This window comes from Pseudonocardia sp. DxW (assembly GCF_058448985.1).
Map to the genome: position 1 here is coordinate 228,931 of NZ_JBZFLK010000005.1, position 15,333 is coordinate 244,263.

13 protein-coding genes are annotated in these 15,333 nt (G+C 73.4%); 6 read left to right on the forward strand and 7 right to left on the reverse strand.

Annotated features, from left to right (window positions below; all coding sequences use genetic code 11):
* Nucleotides 1-37 precede the first annotated feature (37 nt).
* The 3 genes from ACVJO7_RS10000 to treZ all read right to left on the reverse strand — a co-directional run bounded on the left by ACVJO7_RS10000 (nucleotide 38) and on the right by treZ (nucleotide 3,729).
* A complete protein-coding gene (locus ACVJO7_RS10000; RefSeq protein ID WP_491672623.1) occupies nucleotides 38-904 on the reverse strand; it encodes a carbohydrate ABC transporter permease in 867 nt (288 codons plus the stop codon).
* Complete coding sequence (locus ACVJO7_RS10005) at nucleotides 901-1,845, reverse strand: carbohydrate ABC transporter permease (RefSeq protein ID WP_491672624.1); 945 nt, start codon at nucleotides 1,843-1,845, stop codon at nucleotides 901-903. The genes ACVJO7_RS10000 and ACVJO7_RS10005 overlap by 4 nt, the downstream gene beginning before the upstream one ends.
* A gap of 138 nt (nucleotides 1,846-1,983) precedes the next feature.
* Nucleotides 1,984-3,729: a malto-oligosyltrehalose trehalohydrolase gene (gene treZ, locus ACVJO7_RS10010; RefSeq protein WP_491672625.1), complete on the reverse strand. Its 1,746-nt coding sequence runs from the start codon at nucleotides 3,727-3,729 to the stop codon at nucleotides 1,984-1,986.
* A 95-nt stretch (nucleotides 3,730-3,824) separates the two neighbouring features.
* Between treZ and ACVJO7_RS10015 the strand changes: the two genes are divergently transcribed.
* On the forward strand, nucleotides 3,825-4,157 hold the full coding sequence (locus ACVJO7_RS10015) for a hypothetical protein (protein WP_491672713.1): 333 nt from the start codon (nucleotides 3,825-3,827) through the stop codon (nucleotides 4,155-4,157).
* Nucleotides 4,154-4,291: a DUF5709 domain-containing protein gene (locus tag ACVJO7_RS10020; RefSeq protein WP_491672707.1), complete on the forward strand. Its 138-nt coding sequence runs from the start codon at nucleotides 4,154-4,156 to the stop codon at nucleotides 4,289-4,291. Before ACVJO7_RS10015 ends, ACVJO7_RS10020 begins: the two co-directional genes overlap by 4 nt.
* Nucleotides 4,292-4,334: 43 nt before the next feature.
* On the opposite strand, the gene treY is transcribed toward ACVJO7_RS10020, so the two are convergent.
* The 3 genes from treY to ACVJO7_RS10035 all read right to left on the reverse strand — a co-directional run bounded on the left by treY (nucleotide 4,335) and on the right by ACVJO7_RS10035 (nucleotide 9,532).
* Complete coding sequence (treY, locus tag ACVJO7_RS10025; RefSeq protein WP_491672626.1) at nucleotides 4,335-6,701, reverse strand: malto-oligosyltrehalose synthase; 2,367 nt, start codon at nucleotides 6,699-6,701, stop codon at nucleotides 4,335-4,337.
* A 10-nt stretch (nucleotides 6,702-6,711) separates the two neighbouring features.
* Entirely contained in the window at nucleotides 6,712-8,880 is a 2,169-nt protein-coding gene (gene glgX, locus ACVJO7_RS10030; RefSeq protein ID WP_344019009.1) for a glycogen debranching protein GlgX, read from the reverse strand.
* A gap of 184 nt (nucleotides 8,881-9,064) precedes the next feature.
* On the reverse strand, nucleotides 9,065-9,532 hold the full coding sequence (locus ACVJO7_RS10035) for a PPOX class F420-dependent oxidoreductase (RefSeq protein WP_491672627.1): 468 nt from the start codon (nucleotides 9,530-9,532) through the stop codon (nucleotides 9,065-9,067).
* 57 nt (nucleotides 9,533-9,589) lie between these two features.
* On the opposite strand from ACVJO7_RS10035, the gene ACVJO7_RS10040 reads away from it, so the two are divergent.
* The 4 genes from ACVJO7_RS10040 (at nucleotide 9,590) to ACVJO7_RS10055 (ending at nucleotide 13,787) form a co-directional block, all read left to right on the forward strand.
* On the forward strand, nucleotides 9,590-10,015 hold the full coding sequence (locus ACVJO7_RS10040; protein ID WP_344019013.1) for an HIT family protein: 426 nt from the start codon (nucleotides 9,590-9,592) through the stop codon (nucleotides 10,013-10,015).
* Between the two features lie 7 nt (nucleotides 10,016-10,022).
* Nucleotides 10,023-10,619, forward strand: a complete 597-nt coding sequence (locus tag ACVJO7_RS10045) for a histidine phosphatase family protein (protein ID WP_491672628.1) — start codon at nucleotides 10,023-10,025, stop codon at nucleotides 10,617-10,619.
* 320 nt (nucleotides 10,620-10,939) lie between these two features.
* Complete coding sequence (locus ACVJO7_RS10050; protein WP_491672629.1) at nucleotides 10,940-12,238, forward strand: MFS transporter; 1,299 nt, start codon at nucleotides 10,940-10,942, stop codon at nucleotides 12,236-12,238.
* A gap of 283 nt (nucleotides 12,239-12,521) precedes the next feature.
* Nucleotides 12,522-13,787 (forward strand): GGDEF domain-containing protein, encoded by a 1,266-nt coding sequence (locus ACVJO7_RS10055; protein ID WP_491672630.1) that lies wholly within the window; start codon nucleotides 12,522-12,524, stop codon nucleotides 13,785-13,787.
* Nucleotides 13,788-13,800: 13 nt separating this feature from the next.
* Here ACVJO7_RS10055 and ACVJO7_RS10060 read toward each other — a convergent pair whose 3' ends face one another.
* Nucleotides 13,801-15,192, reverse strand: coding sequence for a GGDEF domain-containing protein (locus tag ACVJO7_RS10060; protein WP_491672631.1), 1,392 nt, complete (start codon nucleotides 15,190-15,192; stop codon nucleotides 13,801-13,803).
* Between the last annotated feature and the right edge of the window lie 141 nt (nucleotides 15,193-15,333).

Below are 15,333 nucleotides of genomic sequence, written 5' to 3' on the forward strand. Positions count from 1 at the left end.
TCCGGGATGACGGGTGGTGGCGGGGGAGCGGTTCCGCTCAGTCCTTGACGGCGCCCTGGGTGAGTCCGGCGATGACGTGCCGTTGCAGGGCGATGAAGACGATCAGCACGGGGACGATCACGGCCACCGACCCGGCCATCAGCTGGCCGTAGGCGGCGGCCCGGTTGTCCACGTTGGACAGCAGGGTGAGCCCGACCGGGAGGGTCATCATCTCCGGCCGGGAGATGATCACCAGCGGCCAGAGGTAGTCGTTCCACTCGGACACGATGGTGATCAGCCCGACGGTCGCGACGGTCGGCGCGGACACCGGCAGCACCACCCGGGTGAGCCGCCGCCAGTGCCCGGCGCCGTCGAGCTCGGCGGCCTCGACCAGGCTCGGCGGGATCGTCCGGAAGTGCTGGCGGAGCAGGAACGTGCCGAACGCGGTGCCGAGACCGGGCAGGACGATCCCCCAGTAGGTGTCCGCCCCGCCCAGCGAGGTGATCAGCGTGTAGTTCGGCAGCAGCGCGACCTGCGGCGGCACCATCAGCGTCACCAGCAGCCCGGCGAAGATCAGGTTCCGGCCGGGGAACCGGACGAACACCAGCCCGTAGGCGGTGCACACGGCCAGCGCCACCTTGATCACCGAGCCGACCGCGGTGACCAGCACCGAGTTCGCGAACACCCGGCTGAACGGGAGCCGCTCGGCCGCCGTCGCGTAGTTCTCCCAGGTCGGGTCGAGCGGCAGCAGCGTCGGGGTCCGGGTGATGATCTCGGGCAGCGGCTTGATCGAGGTCAGCGCCATCCAGACCAGCGGGAACGCCACCACCAGCACCGCGAGCAGCAGCGGCAGGTAGGCGGACAGCGCGGCGTCGAGCAGGCTGCGGGCGGACAGCGCCCCGCGGGGTGCGGCGGGGGTGCTCATGCGTAGTGCACCCGCTTCTCCAGCCAGCGCAGCTGCACCATGGTGAACACCACGAGCAGCACGAACAGGATCGTCGAGACCGCCGCCGAGTACCCGGCCCGGTTGTACCCGCCGAACGCCTGCAGGTACGCCTCGTAGATCAGCGTCGTGGTGCCGTTGCCGAGCGGGGTCATGATCCGGATCAGGTCGAACGCCTGCAGCGAGTTCAGCACGCTGGTGACCAGCAGGAAGAACGTCGTCGGCGACAGCAGCGGCAGCACCACCCGGACGAACGCCCGGACCGGTCCGGCGCCGTCCAGCGCGGCCGCCTCCAGCAGGTCGCGCGGGATCGACTGCAGCCCGGCCAGGTAGATCACGGCGGCGTAGCCCATGTTCTTCCAGACGTAGACCACGCAGATCATGACCAGCGACAGCGTGGGGTCGTTGAAGAAGTCCGGGGCGGTGCCGCCCAGGGCGCGCAGCACCGCGCCGAGCACGCCGATCGTCGGGTCGAACACGAACAGCCACACCAGGCCGACGCCGACGCCGGACAGCACGTACGGCGAGAACACCGCGGCCCGCGCGAGGCCGGTGCCGGGCACCCGCCGGTTCAGCGCCAGCGCGACGAACAGGCCCAGCACCATCGACCCGCCGACGGTGACGACGGTGAACACCAGCGTCGTCCACAGGATCGTCCAGGACGACGGCGAGGTCAGGAACCGGACGTAGTTGTCGAGCCCGGCCCAGCTCGCCGTCGACGACCCGAGTGTCCAGTCGAGCAGCGAGTAGCGGACGTTCTCGATCACCGGCCGGTAGGCGAACACCACGATCAGCGCGACGTTCGGCGCCACCAGCGCCAGGAACACCCAGAAGTCGTGCCGGTCACGCCCGCTGAAGCGGCGCCGGCGCGGCACCGGCCGGTCCCGCGCCGTCACGTCGGAGCGGGTGATGGTGGACGTCATCGGACCTCACGGCGGGTCGGGGGACACGGTCGGCGGACCGCGTCCTTGCGACCCCCGTGACCGTGTCAGCCCGATGTGGACGATCGGTGTCGAACGTCCGGCGCTGTGTGGAACGACGTCCCTCGAACGGGTGACCCGCTACCCCGCGATGCGGCAGATCGCGAACGCCTCCGCGGGCACGGTGAACGAGTCGTCGGCGCTGCGGGTCGGCTCCGAGGCGAGCAGGATCCGGGTGATCGTCGCGCCCAGCGACAGCGTGACCGGCTCCGGGCCGAGGTTCACCACGAGCCGCATCGAGCCCCGGTTCACCACCAGCGTGCGCGCGTGCGCGTGCACGTCGACGCCGACCGAGTCCAGCCACGGATCGGACAGCTCCGGCCAGGCCCGGCGCAGCGCGATCAGCTCGCGGTGCATCCGCAGCAGGGTGGCGTGCGGCTCCTGCTCGGGTTCGGACCAGTCGAGCGTCGAGTCGGCGAAGGTGGACTCGGCGTTCGGGTCCGGCACCTCGTCGGCGTCGGACCAGCCGTGGTCGGCGAACTCCGCGCGCCGCCCGTCGCGGACCGCCTGCTGCAGGCCGGGATCGGGGAACCGGGAGAAGAACTGCCACGGCGTGCGGGCGCCCCACTCCTCGCCCATGAACAGCATCGGGGTGAACGCCGAGGTGAACAGCAGCGCCGCCCCGCAGGCCAGTAGCCCGGGGGAGAGCGTGTGGGTGAGCCGGTCGCCGGTGGCGCGGTTGCCGATCTGGTCGTGGTTCTGCAGGTAGGTGACGAGCCGGCTGCCCGGGATGCGGGCGGTGTCGATCGGGGCGCCGTGGCTGCGCCCGCGGAACGACGACCAGGTGCCCTCGTGCAGGAACCCGCGGGTCAGCACGTGGGCCAGCCCGTCCAGCCCGGCCTCGGCGAAGTCGCCGTAGTAGCCCTGGCCCTCGCCGGTGAGCACGGCGTGCAGGCAGTGGTGCACGTCGTCGGCCCACTGGGCGTCCAGGCCGTACCCGCCGCCCTCCCGCGCGGTGATCATCCGCGGGTCGTTCAGGTCGGACTCGGCGATCAGCGACAGCGGCCGCCCGACGTGCGCCTCCAGCGCGGTGACCTCGATCGCGAGCTGCTCGAGGACGTGCTGGGCGCGGGTGTCGCGCAGCGCGTGCACCGCGTCGATCCGCAGCCCGTCGACGTGGAAGTCGCGCAGCCACATCAGCGCGTTGTCGATCACGAACCGGCGGACCTCGTCGGACCCGGCGCCGTCCAGGTTCAGCGACGGGCCCCAGATGTTCGAGCCGGCGAAGTACGGGCCGAACCGGTCCAGGTAGGCGCCGGACGGGCCGAGGTGGTTGTAGACGACGTCGAGCAGCACGCCGAGCCCGCGGGCGTGGCAGGCGTCGACGAACCGCTTGAACGCCTCCGGGCCGCCGTAGTTCTCGGTGACGGCGTACCAGCCGACGCCGTCGTACCCCCAGTTCACCGGGCCGTCGACGGCGTTCACCGGCAGCACCTCGACCAGGTCGACGCCGAGCGAGACGAGATGGTCCAGCCGCCCGATCGCGGTGTCGAAGGTGCCGCCGTCGGTGAAGGTGCCGATGTGGCACTCGTAGAGCACCGCCCCGGCGAGCGCCCGGCCGGTCCAGCCGTCGTCGGTCCACCAGAAGGTGTCGTGCTCGTACACCCGGGAGCGGCCGTGCACCCCGCCCGGCTGCCAGGCCGAACGCGGGTCGGGCAGCGGGGCCGGGTCGTCGTCGACGACGAAGGCGTAGTCGGTGCCGTGCCCGTGGTCGGGCAGCTCGGTCCGCCACCACCCGCCGGGGGCCGGATCCAGCGCGATCCGGTCCTCGCCGATCACGACGCTGACACGGTTCCTGTCGGGGGCCCACACGGCGAACTCCGTCACGGACGCCGATCCTTCCGCACCGGGCCGGGTTCGCGCCCGCCCGGGCCGGGGTGGGGCCCCTCACGCCGCGCCGCGGATCGTTCTACGCTGCACCGATGACGGACCCGGACTCCGGCGTCGAGGTCGGCGACCTCGACCAGTACGCCCAGCTCCAGCCCGAGGACACGCTCGACGGCAGCGGCCTCACCGACGTCCTGGACGAGGGCTACTCGCCGCCGGAACGCCCGTGGAACGACCGCGACCACGAGACCCTCGACGAGCGCCTCGCCGACGAGGAGCCCGATCCGTGGAACGCCACCGACCCGGCCGCCGAGCCGGACGACCGGCGCGACGTCGACGACGCGACGGGGAGTACCTCGGTGACGCGACCGACACCGACGGCGAGCTGCGTGACGACGAGGTCGGCGACCGCCGGGCGGGCCGGCTGACCGTCGACGATCCGACCTTCGACGGCAGCGAGGGCGGCACCAAGGACCTCACCGCGGGCGATGCGGGCATCGACGGCGCCGGGGCGTCCGCCGAGGAGGCCGCGGTGCACGTGATCGGCGACGACGAGGTCTGAGCCGGCCGGGCGCGGCGGCCCGCCGCGCCCGGCGTCGCGGGACTCAGGCCGGGCGGACCAGCAGCGCGACCGGGTAGCGGTCCAGCAGCTCCCCGAGCCGGGGCGCCGCGCTCCCCACCGGCCGGTTCGCGATCATGTCGTGCCAGTCGTCGAACCCGCCGGGCAGCGGCAGCGTGGTGTCGCCCCACCCGCCGCGCCGGTCGAGCCCCTCCGGCAGCCGGGTCGCGACGGCCACCAGCGCGCCGCCGCCCCGGGAGAACGCGACGGCGTGCTCCGCGGCCGCACCCTGCGCTGGCAGCGGCCCGTAGCCGCTGAACAGCTCCGGCCGGAACCGGCGCAGCCGCGCCGCCGCCGCCGTGACCAGCAGCTTCGCCCCGCCGTCGGCGTCCACCGGCGGCTGCCAGCCGGCGTCGATGCGCTCCAGCAGCCGGTCCCGGGCACCGAAGTCGACCGGCCGCCGGTTGTCCGGGTCGACCAGCGAGTACTCGAACAGCTCGGTGCCCTGGTAGACGTCCGGCACACCCGGTCCGGCCATCTGCAGCAGCTTCTGGCCGAGCGAGTTCGACCGGCCGGGCCCGGCGATCCCGGCGACGAACGCCTCGATCTCCTCGACCAGCTCGGTGTCGGCGAGCACCGCCGAGGGCCAGTCCGCGATCGCGGCGTCCGCGTCGGCGTCCGCGTCGACGTGCGAGGTGACGAGCTTCGCCTCCTTCGCCGCCTTCTTCAGGTAGCCGGCGAGCCGGTCGGCCGGGATCGGCCACGCCCCGACCAGCGACTGCCAGGCCAGCAGCTCCAGCGACCGGTCCGGCAGCGGATGGCGCACCGACCAGCGGCGCACCCGGTCCGCCCAGTCGGCGGGCCGCTCGGCGAGCACGGCGAGCCGGGCGCGGACGTCCTCGGAGCGCTTGGTGTCGTGCGTGGACAGCGTGGTCATGGTGCGCGACCGGCCGGCCTCGCGGTGCGCGAGCCCGGCGTGGAACTCGGGCACGGAGACGCCGAACCGGGCCGGGTCGCCGCCGACCTCGTTCAGCGCGACGAGCCGGTTGTACCGGTAGAACGCGGTGTCCTCGACGCCCTTCGCGGTGACCATCCCGGAGGTCTGCTGCAGCCGGGTCGCGTACTCCGAGCCCGGGTCGTCGACCAGCCCCCGGTACAGCCCGGTGAGCAGCGCCGCGAGATCGGGCCGCCGGGTCCGGGCGACGCCGACCGCGACGTCCGCGGCGGCGCGCCCCTCGGCGATCGCCGGGGTGAGGTAGGACCGATACACCGGGAACCCGCACAGCAGCTCGCCGACGGCGTCGTGCAGGTCCGCGGCGGTGACCGTCGTCAGGTCGACGCCGGTGAGCCCGGCGTCGGCGCCCGGGCCGGCCCGGAACGCGTCGGCGATCCGCTGCACCTCGGCGACCAGGATCTGCCCGACGACCAGGTGGCGCCCGTCGTCCTCGACGGAGTGCGCGGAGCGCTTCTCCCCGGTGTGCTCGGCGGCGAACTGGGTGAGCAGCCCGGCGCCGTCCGGGTCGACGAACACCCCGCACACCTCGCGCAGCGCCTCGTAGCCGGTGGTGCCGTCGACCGGCCAGGAGGCCGGGAGGTCCTCGCCGACGCCGAGGATCTTCTCCACCAGCAGCCACTTCCACGGCCCGATCTCCGACCGGAGCCTGCGCAGGTAGCCGCCGGGATCGGACAGGCCGTCGGGATGGTCGACGCGCAGGCCGATGATCGTGTCGTGCTCGCGCAGCAGCCGCAGCACGGCCGCGTGGGTGTCGGCGAAGACCTGTGGGTCCTCGACCCGGACCGCGGCGAGATCGGAGACGTCGAAGAACCGCCGGTAGGTCAGCTCGGCGGCGCCGCGCCGCCAGGACACCAGCCGGTAGTGCTGCCGCTCGTGCACCTCCTGCGCGGACCCCTCGCCGGTGCCGGGCGCGATCGGGAAGCGGTGCTCGAAGTAGTGCAGCTCGTCCCCGACGACGGTCAGCTTCTGCAGCGCGTCGTCCTCGTCGGCGTCGAGCACCGGGATCAGCAGCGGCCCGGCGCCCCGGTCGATGTCGAAGTGGCCCGCCCAGCGCGACGCGGGCCCGTGCATCAGCACGTCCCACCACCACGGGTTCTCGGCGGGCGTCGCGACCCCGACGTGGTTGGGGACGATGTCGAGCAGCAGCGCGAGGCCGCGCTCGCGCAGCGTCGCGAGCAGCGCGCGCAGCCCGTCCTCGCCGCCGCGCTCGGCGGAGATCCGGGTCGGGTCGACGACGTCGTAGCCGTGGTTCGAGCCGGTCCCCGACGCCAGCAGCGGTGACGCGTACAGCGCGCCGACGCCGAGCCGGTCCAGGTAGCCGGTCAGCGCCCGGGCGTCGGTGAACGTGTGGTCCCGGGAGAACTGCAGCCGGTAGGTGGAACCCGGAAGGCGGTTCATGCGGTGCGCCTCAGACCTTCGATCGCAGGACGAGCAGGGAACGGGCGGGCAGGGTGAGCACCGAGCCCGCGGAGACCGGATCGAGGTCGGCGCCGCCGTGGCCGGCACCGGCCGGCGGGTGCACCTCTCCCGAGTGGGTGTCGACGACGGTCTCCCAGGCCGCACCGAACTCGGCCGGCGGCAGGGTGGCGTCGATGTCCTCCCAGTAGGAGTTGAAGCACAGCAGGAACGAGTCGTCGGTGATCCGCTGCCCGCGCTGGTCGACGTCGGCGATCTGCTCGCCGTTGAGGAACACGACGACGGCGCGGCCGAGCTCGTTGTCCCAGTCCTCCTCGCGCATCTCCCGCCCGGCCGGGGTGAACCAGCCGATGTCGGCGATCGCGTCGTCGGCCGAGGACCGGCCGATCGGCTTGCCGGCGAAGAACCGGCGGCGCCGGAACACCGGGTGCGCGTGCCGCAGCGCGGTCACCCCGGAGACGAAGCCGACCAGGTCGTCGTGCTTGTCGCCGAGCTCCCAGTCCTGCCAGGCGATCTCGTTGTCCTGGCAGTAGACGTTGTTGTTGCCGCCCTGGGTGCGGCCCAGCTCGTCGCCGTGCAGCAGCATCGGGGTGCCCTGCGAGAGCAGCAGGGTGGCGAGGAAGTTGCGCTGCTGCCTGGCGCGCAGCTCGAGCACCTCCTCGTCGTCGGTGGGGCCCTCGACGCCGCAGTTCCAGGAGCGGTTGTGGCTCTCGCCGTCGTTGCCGTCCTCGCCGTTGGCCTCGTTGTGCTTCTCGTTGTAGGAGACGAGATCGGCGAGGGTGAAGCCGTCGTGCGCGGTCACGAAGTTGATCGAGGCGTAGGGCCGCCTGCCGTCGGCCTGGTACAGGTCGGAGCTGCCGGTGATCCGGGAGGCGAACTCGCCGAGCGAGCCGGCCTCACCGCGCCAGAAGTCGCGGACGGTGTCGCGGTACTTGCCGTTCCATTCGGTCCACAGCGGCGGGAAGTTGCCGACCTGGTAGCCGCCGGGCCCGACGTCCCACGGCTCGGCGATCAGCTTGACCTGCGAGATCACCGGGTCCTGCTGGACCAGGTCGAAGAAGGTCGACAGCCGGTCGACGTCGTAGAACTCGCGGGCCAGGGTGGAGGCGAGATCGAAGCGGAACCCGTCGACGTGCATCTCGGTGACCCAGTAGCGCAGCGAGTCCATGATCAGCTGCAGGGTGTGCGGGTTGCGGACGTTGAGCGAGTTACCGGTGCCGGTGTAGTCCATGTAGTAGCGGGGGTCGTCGTCGACCAGCCGGTAGTACGCGTGGTTGTCGATGCCGCGCATGGACAGCGTCGGCCCCATGTCCGAGCCCTCGGCGGTGTGGTTGTAGACGACGTCGAGGATCACCTCGATGCCCGCGTCGTGCAGGTCGCGCACCATCGCCTTGAACTCCGCGACCTGCGACCCGGACCGGACCGAGCCCGCCGAGTAGGCGTGGTGCGGGGCCAGGAAGCCGATCGTGTTGTAGCCCCAGTAGTTCGACAGGCCCTTCTCGGTGAGGTGGTGGTCCTGCACGAACTCGTGCACCGGCATCAGCTCGACGGCGGTGATCCCGAGCCGGCGGTAGTGCTCGATCATCGCCGGGTGCGCGACGCCGGAGTAGGTGCCGCGCAGCTCCTCCTCGACGTCCGGGTGCAGCGTGGTGAGCCCGCGGACGTGCGCCTCGTAGACGACGGTCTCGTTGTACGGGATCTTCGGCGGGCGGTCCGAGCCCCAGTCGAAGTAGGGGTTCACCACGACCGACTTCGGGACGAACGCCGCGGAGTCGGTGTCGTTGCGCGAGTCGGGATCGCCGAAGTTGTAGCCGAAGACGGCCTCGTCCCAGTCCACCGGGCCGTCGAGGGCCTTGGCGTAGGGATCGATGAGCAGCTTGTTGGGATTGCACCGCAGGCCCTGCGCCGGGTCGTACGGGCCGTGCACCCGGTAGCCGTAGCGCCGGCCCGGTTCGACGCCGGGCAGGTAGCCGTGCCAGACGAAGCCGTCCACCTCGGTCAGCTTCACCCGGGTCTCGGTCAGCGCGCCCGGGTCGTCCGGGTCCGGGTCGAACAGGCAGAGCTCGACCGCCTCGGCAACCTCGGAGAACAGGGCGAAGTTCGTGCCGGTGCCGTCGTAGCTGGCGCCCAGCGGGTAGGCGTGCCCGGGCCAGGGCTGCATGCTGCGGTCCTTTCCTCGCGTGCGGCCGACGGCCGTGCGCGCGCTCAAACCTATCGGGGCCGGCACCGTTGCCGCAGGGACGCGTGGGTCACCCGCGACCGCGTGACGTGCACGTCACAGCGCTGGGTGTGCGTTCGGCTCCGCCCAGTGTCCCAGGGGGGACGCGCGGAGCCGGGAGCCGGGCTCAGGTGTCCGCGAGCCGGGCGGGGAACCCGCCGGTCGCGACCGGGCTCCAGCGGGTCGGGGTGATCCGGATGAGGGCCTTGCCCTGGTCGGCCATCGCGCGCCGGTACTCCTCCCAGTCCGGGTGCTCGCCGGAGATCGACCGGAAGTAGTCGACCAGCGGCTCCAGCGCCTCGGGCAGGGTGAGCAGCTCGGCGTCGCCGTCGACCTGGACCCAGGCGTCGCCGAAGTCGTCGGACAGCACGATCACCGAGGCGGTGCCGGTCCGCCCGACGTTGGTGGCCTTCGCCCGCTCCGGGTAGGTGGAGATCACGATCCGGCCCCGGTCGTCGACGCCGCCGGTGACCGGCGACCCCTGCACGCCGCCGTCGGAGCGGGCGGTCAGCAGCACCATGTGGTGGCGCGGCCGGACGAACTCGAGCAGCTCGTCGAGCTCGACGCGGGTGGCGGTGGCGATGGTGCGCGGCATGCGGGTCAGCGTATGGCCGCGGCCCGGCCGTCGCCCGGCGTACTAGGGTCCGGACCCGTGACCAGTGTCTTCTCCAAGATCATCGACGGCGACATCCCCGGCCGGTTCGTCTGGTCCGACGACCGGTGCGTGGCCTTCCTCTCGATCAACCCGCTCGGCCCGGGCCACACGCTCGTCGTGCCGCGCACCGAGGTCGACCGGTGGGTGGACGCCGACGTGGAGCTGAACGCGCACCTCACCCGGGTGGCGCACGCCGTCGGCGGCGCGGTGCGCGACGTCTGGGACCCGCCGCGGGTGGGCCTGCTGGTGGCCGGCTTCGAGGTCCCGCACCTGCACGTGCACGTGTTCCCGGCCTGGGACATGGCGTCCTTCGACTTCGCCAACGCCGCCGCGACGGTGGACGCCGCCGAGCAGGACGGGCACGCCGAGGCGCTGCGCGGCGCGCTGCGCGCCGCCGGCCACGGCGACCACGTCCCGGCCTGACCGGGCCGTGCAGCTCATCCTGGTCCGGCACGCACTCCCGCGACGGGTCGAGCACGGCGACGGCACGTTCGCCGATCCCGGCCTGACACCGGAGGGGCACGCCCAGGCGGAACGGCTGGTCACCGCGCTGGACGGCGAGCCGGTCGACGCGCTCTACACCAGCACGATGCGCCGCGCGGTGCAGACGGCGGCGCCGCTCGCCGCGGCCCGCGGGCTCACCGCCACCACGCGGGCCGACCTGCGCGAGTTCGACGCCGAGCGGACCGAGTACGTCCCGATCGCGCAGATGGCCGAGGCCGATCCGGAGTCCTGGGAACGGATGCGCGCCGGGCACCTGCCCGCGCACGTCGACGTCGACGGGTTCGTCGGCCGGGTGCGGGCCGGGATCGAGGAGATCGTCGCCGCCCATCCGGGCCGGGCGACCGCCGTCGTCGTCGCCCACGCCGGTGTGGTGAACGCCTACCTGGCGACCGTGCTGGGGACCGACCGGATGTTGCCGTTCCCGCTGGACTACGTCGGCGTGACCCGGGTCGTCTGCGCCAGGGACGGAATGCGAAAGGCCCGTACGGTCAACGACATCTCGCACGTCAGGGGCCTGGTGTGAGTCCGAAGTGACCGGTCGGACGGGCCCGCGGGCGGGCGCAGCCCGTCCGCGGGCCCGTCCGGCGACGGCGGGCCGTGCATCCGTCCGGTCGTGCGCCCCATCGGGCAACCGGATGCGACCCGTTGTTGCCGTTCGTCGCCGTCGTGCTGCCGTCCGTCGGTACGCACCCGCGCTGACCTGACGTTTTCGGGTCGTGTACATACGCTCGACCAGAATCCCGGTGGCCGTTTCCGAGCCCGACGGCATCCGAGTCGGATCGACGGGCGGAGAAACCGCCGGACCCTCCCATGGCTCGTCGAAGGGATCCGTACCGGATGGCAGTGACCGGCAGTGGGGGGAGTGCGGCGTCCGGGAGCCCCCGGGGCACCGGGCCGTCCACGACCGGGAGCCCGTTCCGGGTCCCCGACTTCCGCGCGCTGTGGTCGGCCGAGATGCTCTCGGCGGCCGGGGACCAGGTCGCCCGCGTCGCGCTCACCGTACTGGTGCTGGAGCGGACCGGCTCGGTGGCCTGGTCCGCCACATTCTACGCGCTGACCTTCCTGCCGGCGCTCGCCGGGGGCCTGCTGCTGGGTCAGCTGGCCGACCGGTTCCCGCGCCGGCTGGTGATGGTGGCGACCGATCTGGTCCGGGCCGGGCTGGTCGGGGTGATGGCGCTGCCCGGGCTCCCGCTGCCGGTGCTGTGCGCGCTGCTGGTCGTCGTCGTGCTGCTCGGCGGGCCGCACAACGTGGCCCGGTCGGCGGTGCTCCCGGACCTCCTCGGGGGCGCGCTGCTGGCCCGCGGCATCGCGCTGCGCCAGGTCTCGGTGCAGGTGGCGCAGGTCGTCGGCTTCGGCACCGGCGGGGTGCTGGTGGCGCTGCTGACGCCGTCCGGCGCGCTGCTGGTCGACGCGGCCACCTTCGCCCTGTCCGCCGCCGTCGTCGGGTTCGGGATGCGCTCGCGCTGGGCGGTCCGGCGGGCCGGGGACGGCTCCGTGGACCCGGACCCGGACCGGGATCCCGGGCCGGGGAGCTGGCTGGAGGGCGCCCGGTCCGGGCTCTCACTGGTGTTCCGGCACCCGCGCCGCCGCTACCTGGTGCTGGTCGCCTGGCTGATCGGGATCTACGTGCTGCCCGAGGCGCTCGCCGCGGCCTACGCCGTCGCGATCGGCGCCGGGCCGATGGCGACCGGGCTGCTGATGGCCGCCGATCCGGCCGGCAGCGTGATCGGCGCGCTGCTGTTCGCCTTCGTGCTCCCGGCGCGCTTCCGGGAACGGTGGATCGTGCCGCTGGCGGTCGGCGCGGCGGTCCCGCTGGCGCTCACCCCGTTCGCACCGGGGCTCTGGTCCGCGGTGGGGCTGTGGGCCGTGTCCGGCGCCTGCGCGACGGCCTGCCTGGTGCAGGCTCAGGCCGGCTTCGCCCGGGAGACGCCGACCGCGGTGCGCGGCCGGGCCACCGGTGTCGCGGCGTCCGGACTGGTCGGCAGCCAGGGGGCCGCGGTGCTGCTCGGCGGGGTGCTCGCGCAGTGGACCGAGCCGGCCACCGCGCTGGGGATCTTCGGGGTACTCGGGGTGTTCCTGGCGCTCGGGGCGCGCAGGCTCGTCGGGGGCTCGCCGGTCGGCGAACCGGGAGCAGCCGGGTGACCCCGCAGGAACGGGGTCCCGGCTCGCCCGGGAGCCGATGTCGCTCCGTCGGTTCTCACCAGCCACGGTTGCGCATGACGTCACCTCCTGTACGACAGGTGCCGGGGTGGATCACTGTGCGCGATCAACTCGTCACCAGTGTACCCGTTCGGGTGACGCCACCACGAGAAATCGATCGCGCTGTCTCATTTAAGGTGTGTTCGGCGTCACTGTGGGGAGCGGCCCGATGACCGGAGAGCGACGACGGCACCCCCGCTGTCCGACCCTGGAACTGCCCAGGCCGATGCTCCTGGTGCTGCTCACCGTCGAGCTGCTCACCGTCGTGCTGGTCGTCGGCGGACTGGCGGCGCTGCCCGCCGACCGCTCGACCGGCCTGGCCGCGCTCGGAACGCTCGGCCTGATCGCGCTCGGGGTGGTGCACACCGAGCTCGCCACCGGGATCGAACGGGTCCGGCGGCGGGTGGCGCACGCGTCCTACTTCGACCTGTCCAGCGTCTGGACGTTCGCCGGTGCGCTGCTGCTCCCGCCCGGGCTGGCCGGCGTGGTGGTCATCGGCGTCTACAGCCACCTGTGGTGGCGGGTCTGGCGGCCCGCCGGCGCCGGCTTCTACCGGCACGTCTACACCACGTCGACGGTTGTGCTCGCCGCCATCGCCGCGTCGACGCTGGTCGCGCCGCACAGGCTGGAGACGGTCGCCGGGGCGGGCACCGGGCCGGGCGGCATGCTCCCGGCGGCCGGCCTGCTGCTGCTCGCGATGGCCGTCTACGTGGTGGTCAACCAGCTGCTGGTCGCACTGGCGCTGGCCCTGACGACCGGGCGCCGGTTCGCCCTGCGCGGCGTGCTGGGGGAGTGGGACGACCACATCCTCGAGGGCGCCACGCTGTGCCTGGCCGTGCTGGCGGCGCTCGCCGCGCTCCGCCAGCCGCTGCTGATGCTGCTCGTGCTGCCGCCGCTGCTGGTGCTGCACCGCGCGGTGCTGATCCGCCAGCTCGAGGAGCGCGCCAACACCGACGCCAAGACCGGGCTGCTCACCGCCGCGGCCTGGCGGGGCCGCGCGCACCGCGGGATCGCCCGCGGCCGCAGGCACCGGGACGCGGTCGCCGTGCTCATCCTCGATCTCGACCACTTCAAGTCGGTGAACGACGGCTACGGCCACCTGGCCGGTGACGAGGTGCTCACCGCGGTGGCCCGGACGCTGACCGCGCAGGTCCGCGAGGTCGACCCGGTGGGCCGGTTCGGCGGCGAGGAGTTCGTCGTGCTGCTGGCCGGACTGCCGCGCGGGCCGGAGGGCCGCACGCTGGCGCACGCCGCGGCCGAGCGGATCCGGCGCGCCGTGCGTGGGCTCGCCGTGACCGTCGACCTGCCCGGCGGGCCGCTGACCATCACCGACCTGTCGGTCTCGGTCGGTGTGGCGATCACCGGACAGGACGGCGAGTCGCTGGAGGAGCTCATGCAGGTCGCCGACTACGCCCTGTACGCGGCGAAGCGGGCCGGCCGCAACCGGGTCCGGCTGGGCCGCACGGCGGCCGAGCCCGGCTCGGAGGTCTAGCCGCCGGCGCGGATCAGGGCCGCTCCGGGGCCGGGAACTGCTGTCGCCCGATCCGCACCGAGTCCCGCCCGGCCCGCTTCGCCGCGTACAGCGCGGAGTCGGCCACCTCGAGCAGCGCCGTCGTCCCGGTGCCGTCGGCCGGGAACAGCGCGCCGCCGATCGAGACGGTGATGCCCAGCCCGCCGCGGCCCGGGTGCGGCCCGCCGTCGGCAGGCCCGGAGCCGTTGGTGGAGCCGGAGCCGTTGCTGGAGCCGGAGCCGTTGGTCGAGCCGGCGCCGTCGGGGGGACCGGTCTGCCGCCCGGACACCCTGGCGCGCAGCCGCTCCGCGATCTGCCGGACCTCGTCGCGCCCGTCGTGACCGGAGAGCCGGGGGAGCAGCACCACGAACTCCTCGCCGCCGAACCGGCCGACCAGGTCGTGGTCGCGCAGCTCCTCGCGCAGGACCTGCGCGGTCGCGGCGAGCACCTGGTCGCCGTAGAGGTGCCCGTGCGTGTCGTTGATCTCCTTGAAGTGGTCCAGGTCGAGGATCAGCAGCGCGGCCTGCCGCCGCTCACGCTCGGCGACCTGCAGCGCGTGCGCGCTCCGCACGCTCCACGCGGAGTGGTTGAGCAGCCCGGTCTTCGCGTCCAGGTCGGCCTTCTCGCGCAGGTGCCGGACCTGGATCGTGCGGTGCAGCACGATGATCGGCGGGACCGCCAGCACCGCCGCGAGCGGGCCGACGGCGAGCAGCGCGACCGCGGTCAGCGCGCCCAGGCAGAGCGTCGCCAGCTCCAGCACCAGCTCGTCGCCGCCGAAGAGGATCTGCAGGATGCGGGTCTCCGGATTGACGATGGCGACCGCCCCGAGCACCAGGCAGGTGTTCACCACGGTGTACACGAGCAGCGCCAGCACCAGCCCGAGCACCGGCGGCAGGCCCTCGTAGACGCCGCCGGGGCCGGTGGCGCCGACGATCGCCGAGGCGCCGTGCACCGCGACGATCACGGTGCTGGCGTTGTAGACCTCCCGGTAGGCCGGGCGGCGGTCGGGTAGCGGCACCGGGCGCAGCACCCGCCAGTACAGGTGGGTGTAGACGACCACGACCACGACGGCCCCCAGTGCCGGCGGGAGCAGCAGCGCCGCGGCGAGCGTCCAGACCGACGTCAGGTTCACGTGGTGGGTGTCGGCCGTGTAGCGCCGGATCCGCTCGATCCCGACGACGATCTCGGTGTGCAGCACCCCGGCCACCGCCAGGGTGACGAGCAGCCCCAGCGTCGCCGGGTCGAGATCGGGGCGCAGCACCAGGTCGCTGAGCGTCAGCGCGCCGGCCAGCAGCTCCACCGCCAGCATCGCGCCCAGCAGGCTCGACGGGACCCGCCACACCTGCCAGCGGTCGACCCGGAACAACGGGGCGGGCGGCGAGGTCATGCCGCCCCCTCTCGTCGTGCCGCGGGCTGGAGCCGCCGTGGAGGCGGTGGTGCGACCGATCGTAGCGGGCCGCCCGTCGCTCGGAGTGGCCGAAGTCGCCTTTCGCACAGTGCCCCGGCAGCTCACGCCCCGGCCCCGACT

Coding starts and splice junctions, on each gene's coding strand:
- ACVJO7_RS10000 (WP_491672623.1), bottom strand. CDS start 904: ATGAGCACCCCCGCCGCACCCCGCGGGGCGCTGTCCGCCCGCAGCCTG.
- ACVJO7_RS10005 (WP_491672624.1), bottom strand. CDS start 1,845: ATGACGTCCACCATCACCCGCTCCGACGTGACGGCGCGGGACCGGCCG.
- ACVJO7_RS10015 (WP_491672713.1), top strand. CDS start 3,825: ATGACGGACCCGGACTCCGGCGTCGAGGTCGGCGACCTCGACCAGTAC.
- treY (WP_491672626.1), bottom strand. CDS start 6,701: ATGAACCGCCTTCCGGGTTCCACCTACCGGCTGCAGTTCTCCCGGGAC.
- glgX (WP_344019009.1), bottom strand. CDS start 8,880: ATGCAGCCCTGGCCCGGGCACGCCTACCCGCTGGGCGCCAGCTACGAC.
- ACVJO7_RS10035 (WP_491672627.1), bottom strand. CDS start 9,532: ATGCCGCGCACCATCGCCACCGCCACCCGCGTCGAGCTCGACGAGCTG.
- ACVJO7_RS10055 (WP_491672630.1), top strand. CDS start 12,522: ATGCTCCTGGTGCTGCTCACCGTCGAGCTGCTCACCGTCGTGCTGGTC.
- ACVJO7_RS10060 (WP_491672631.1), bottom strand. CDS start 15,192: ATGACCTCGCCGCCCGCCCCGTTGTTCCGGGTCGACCGCTGGCAGGTG.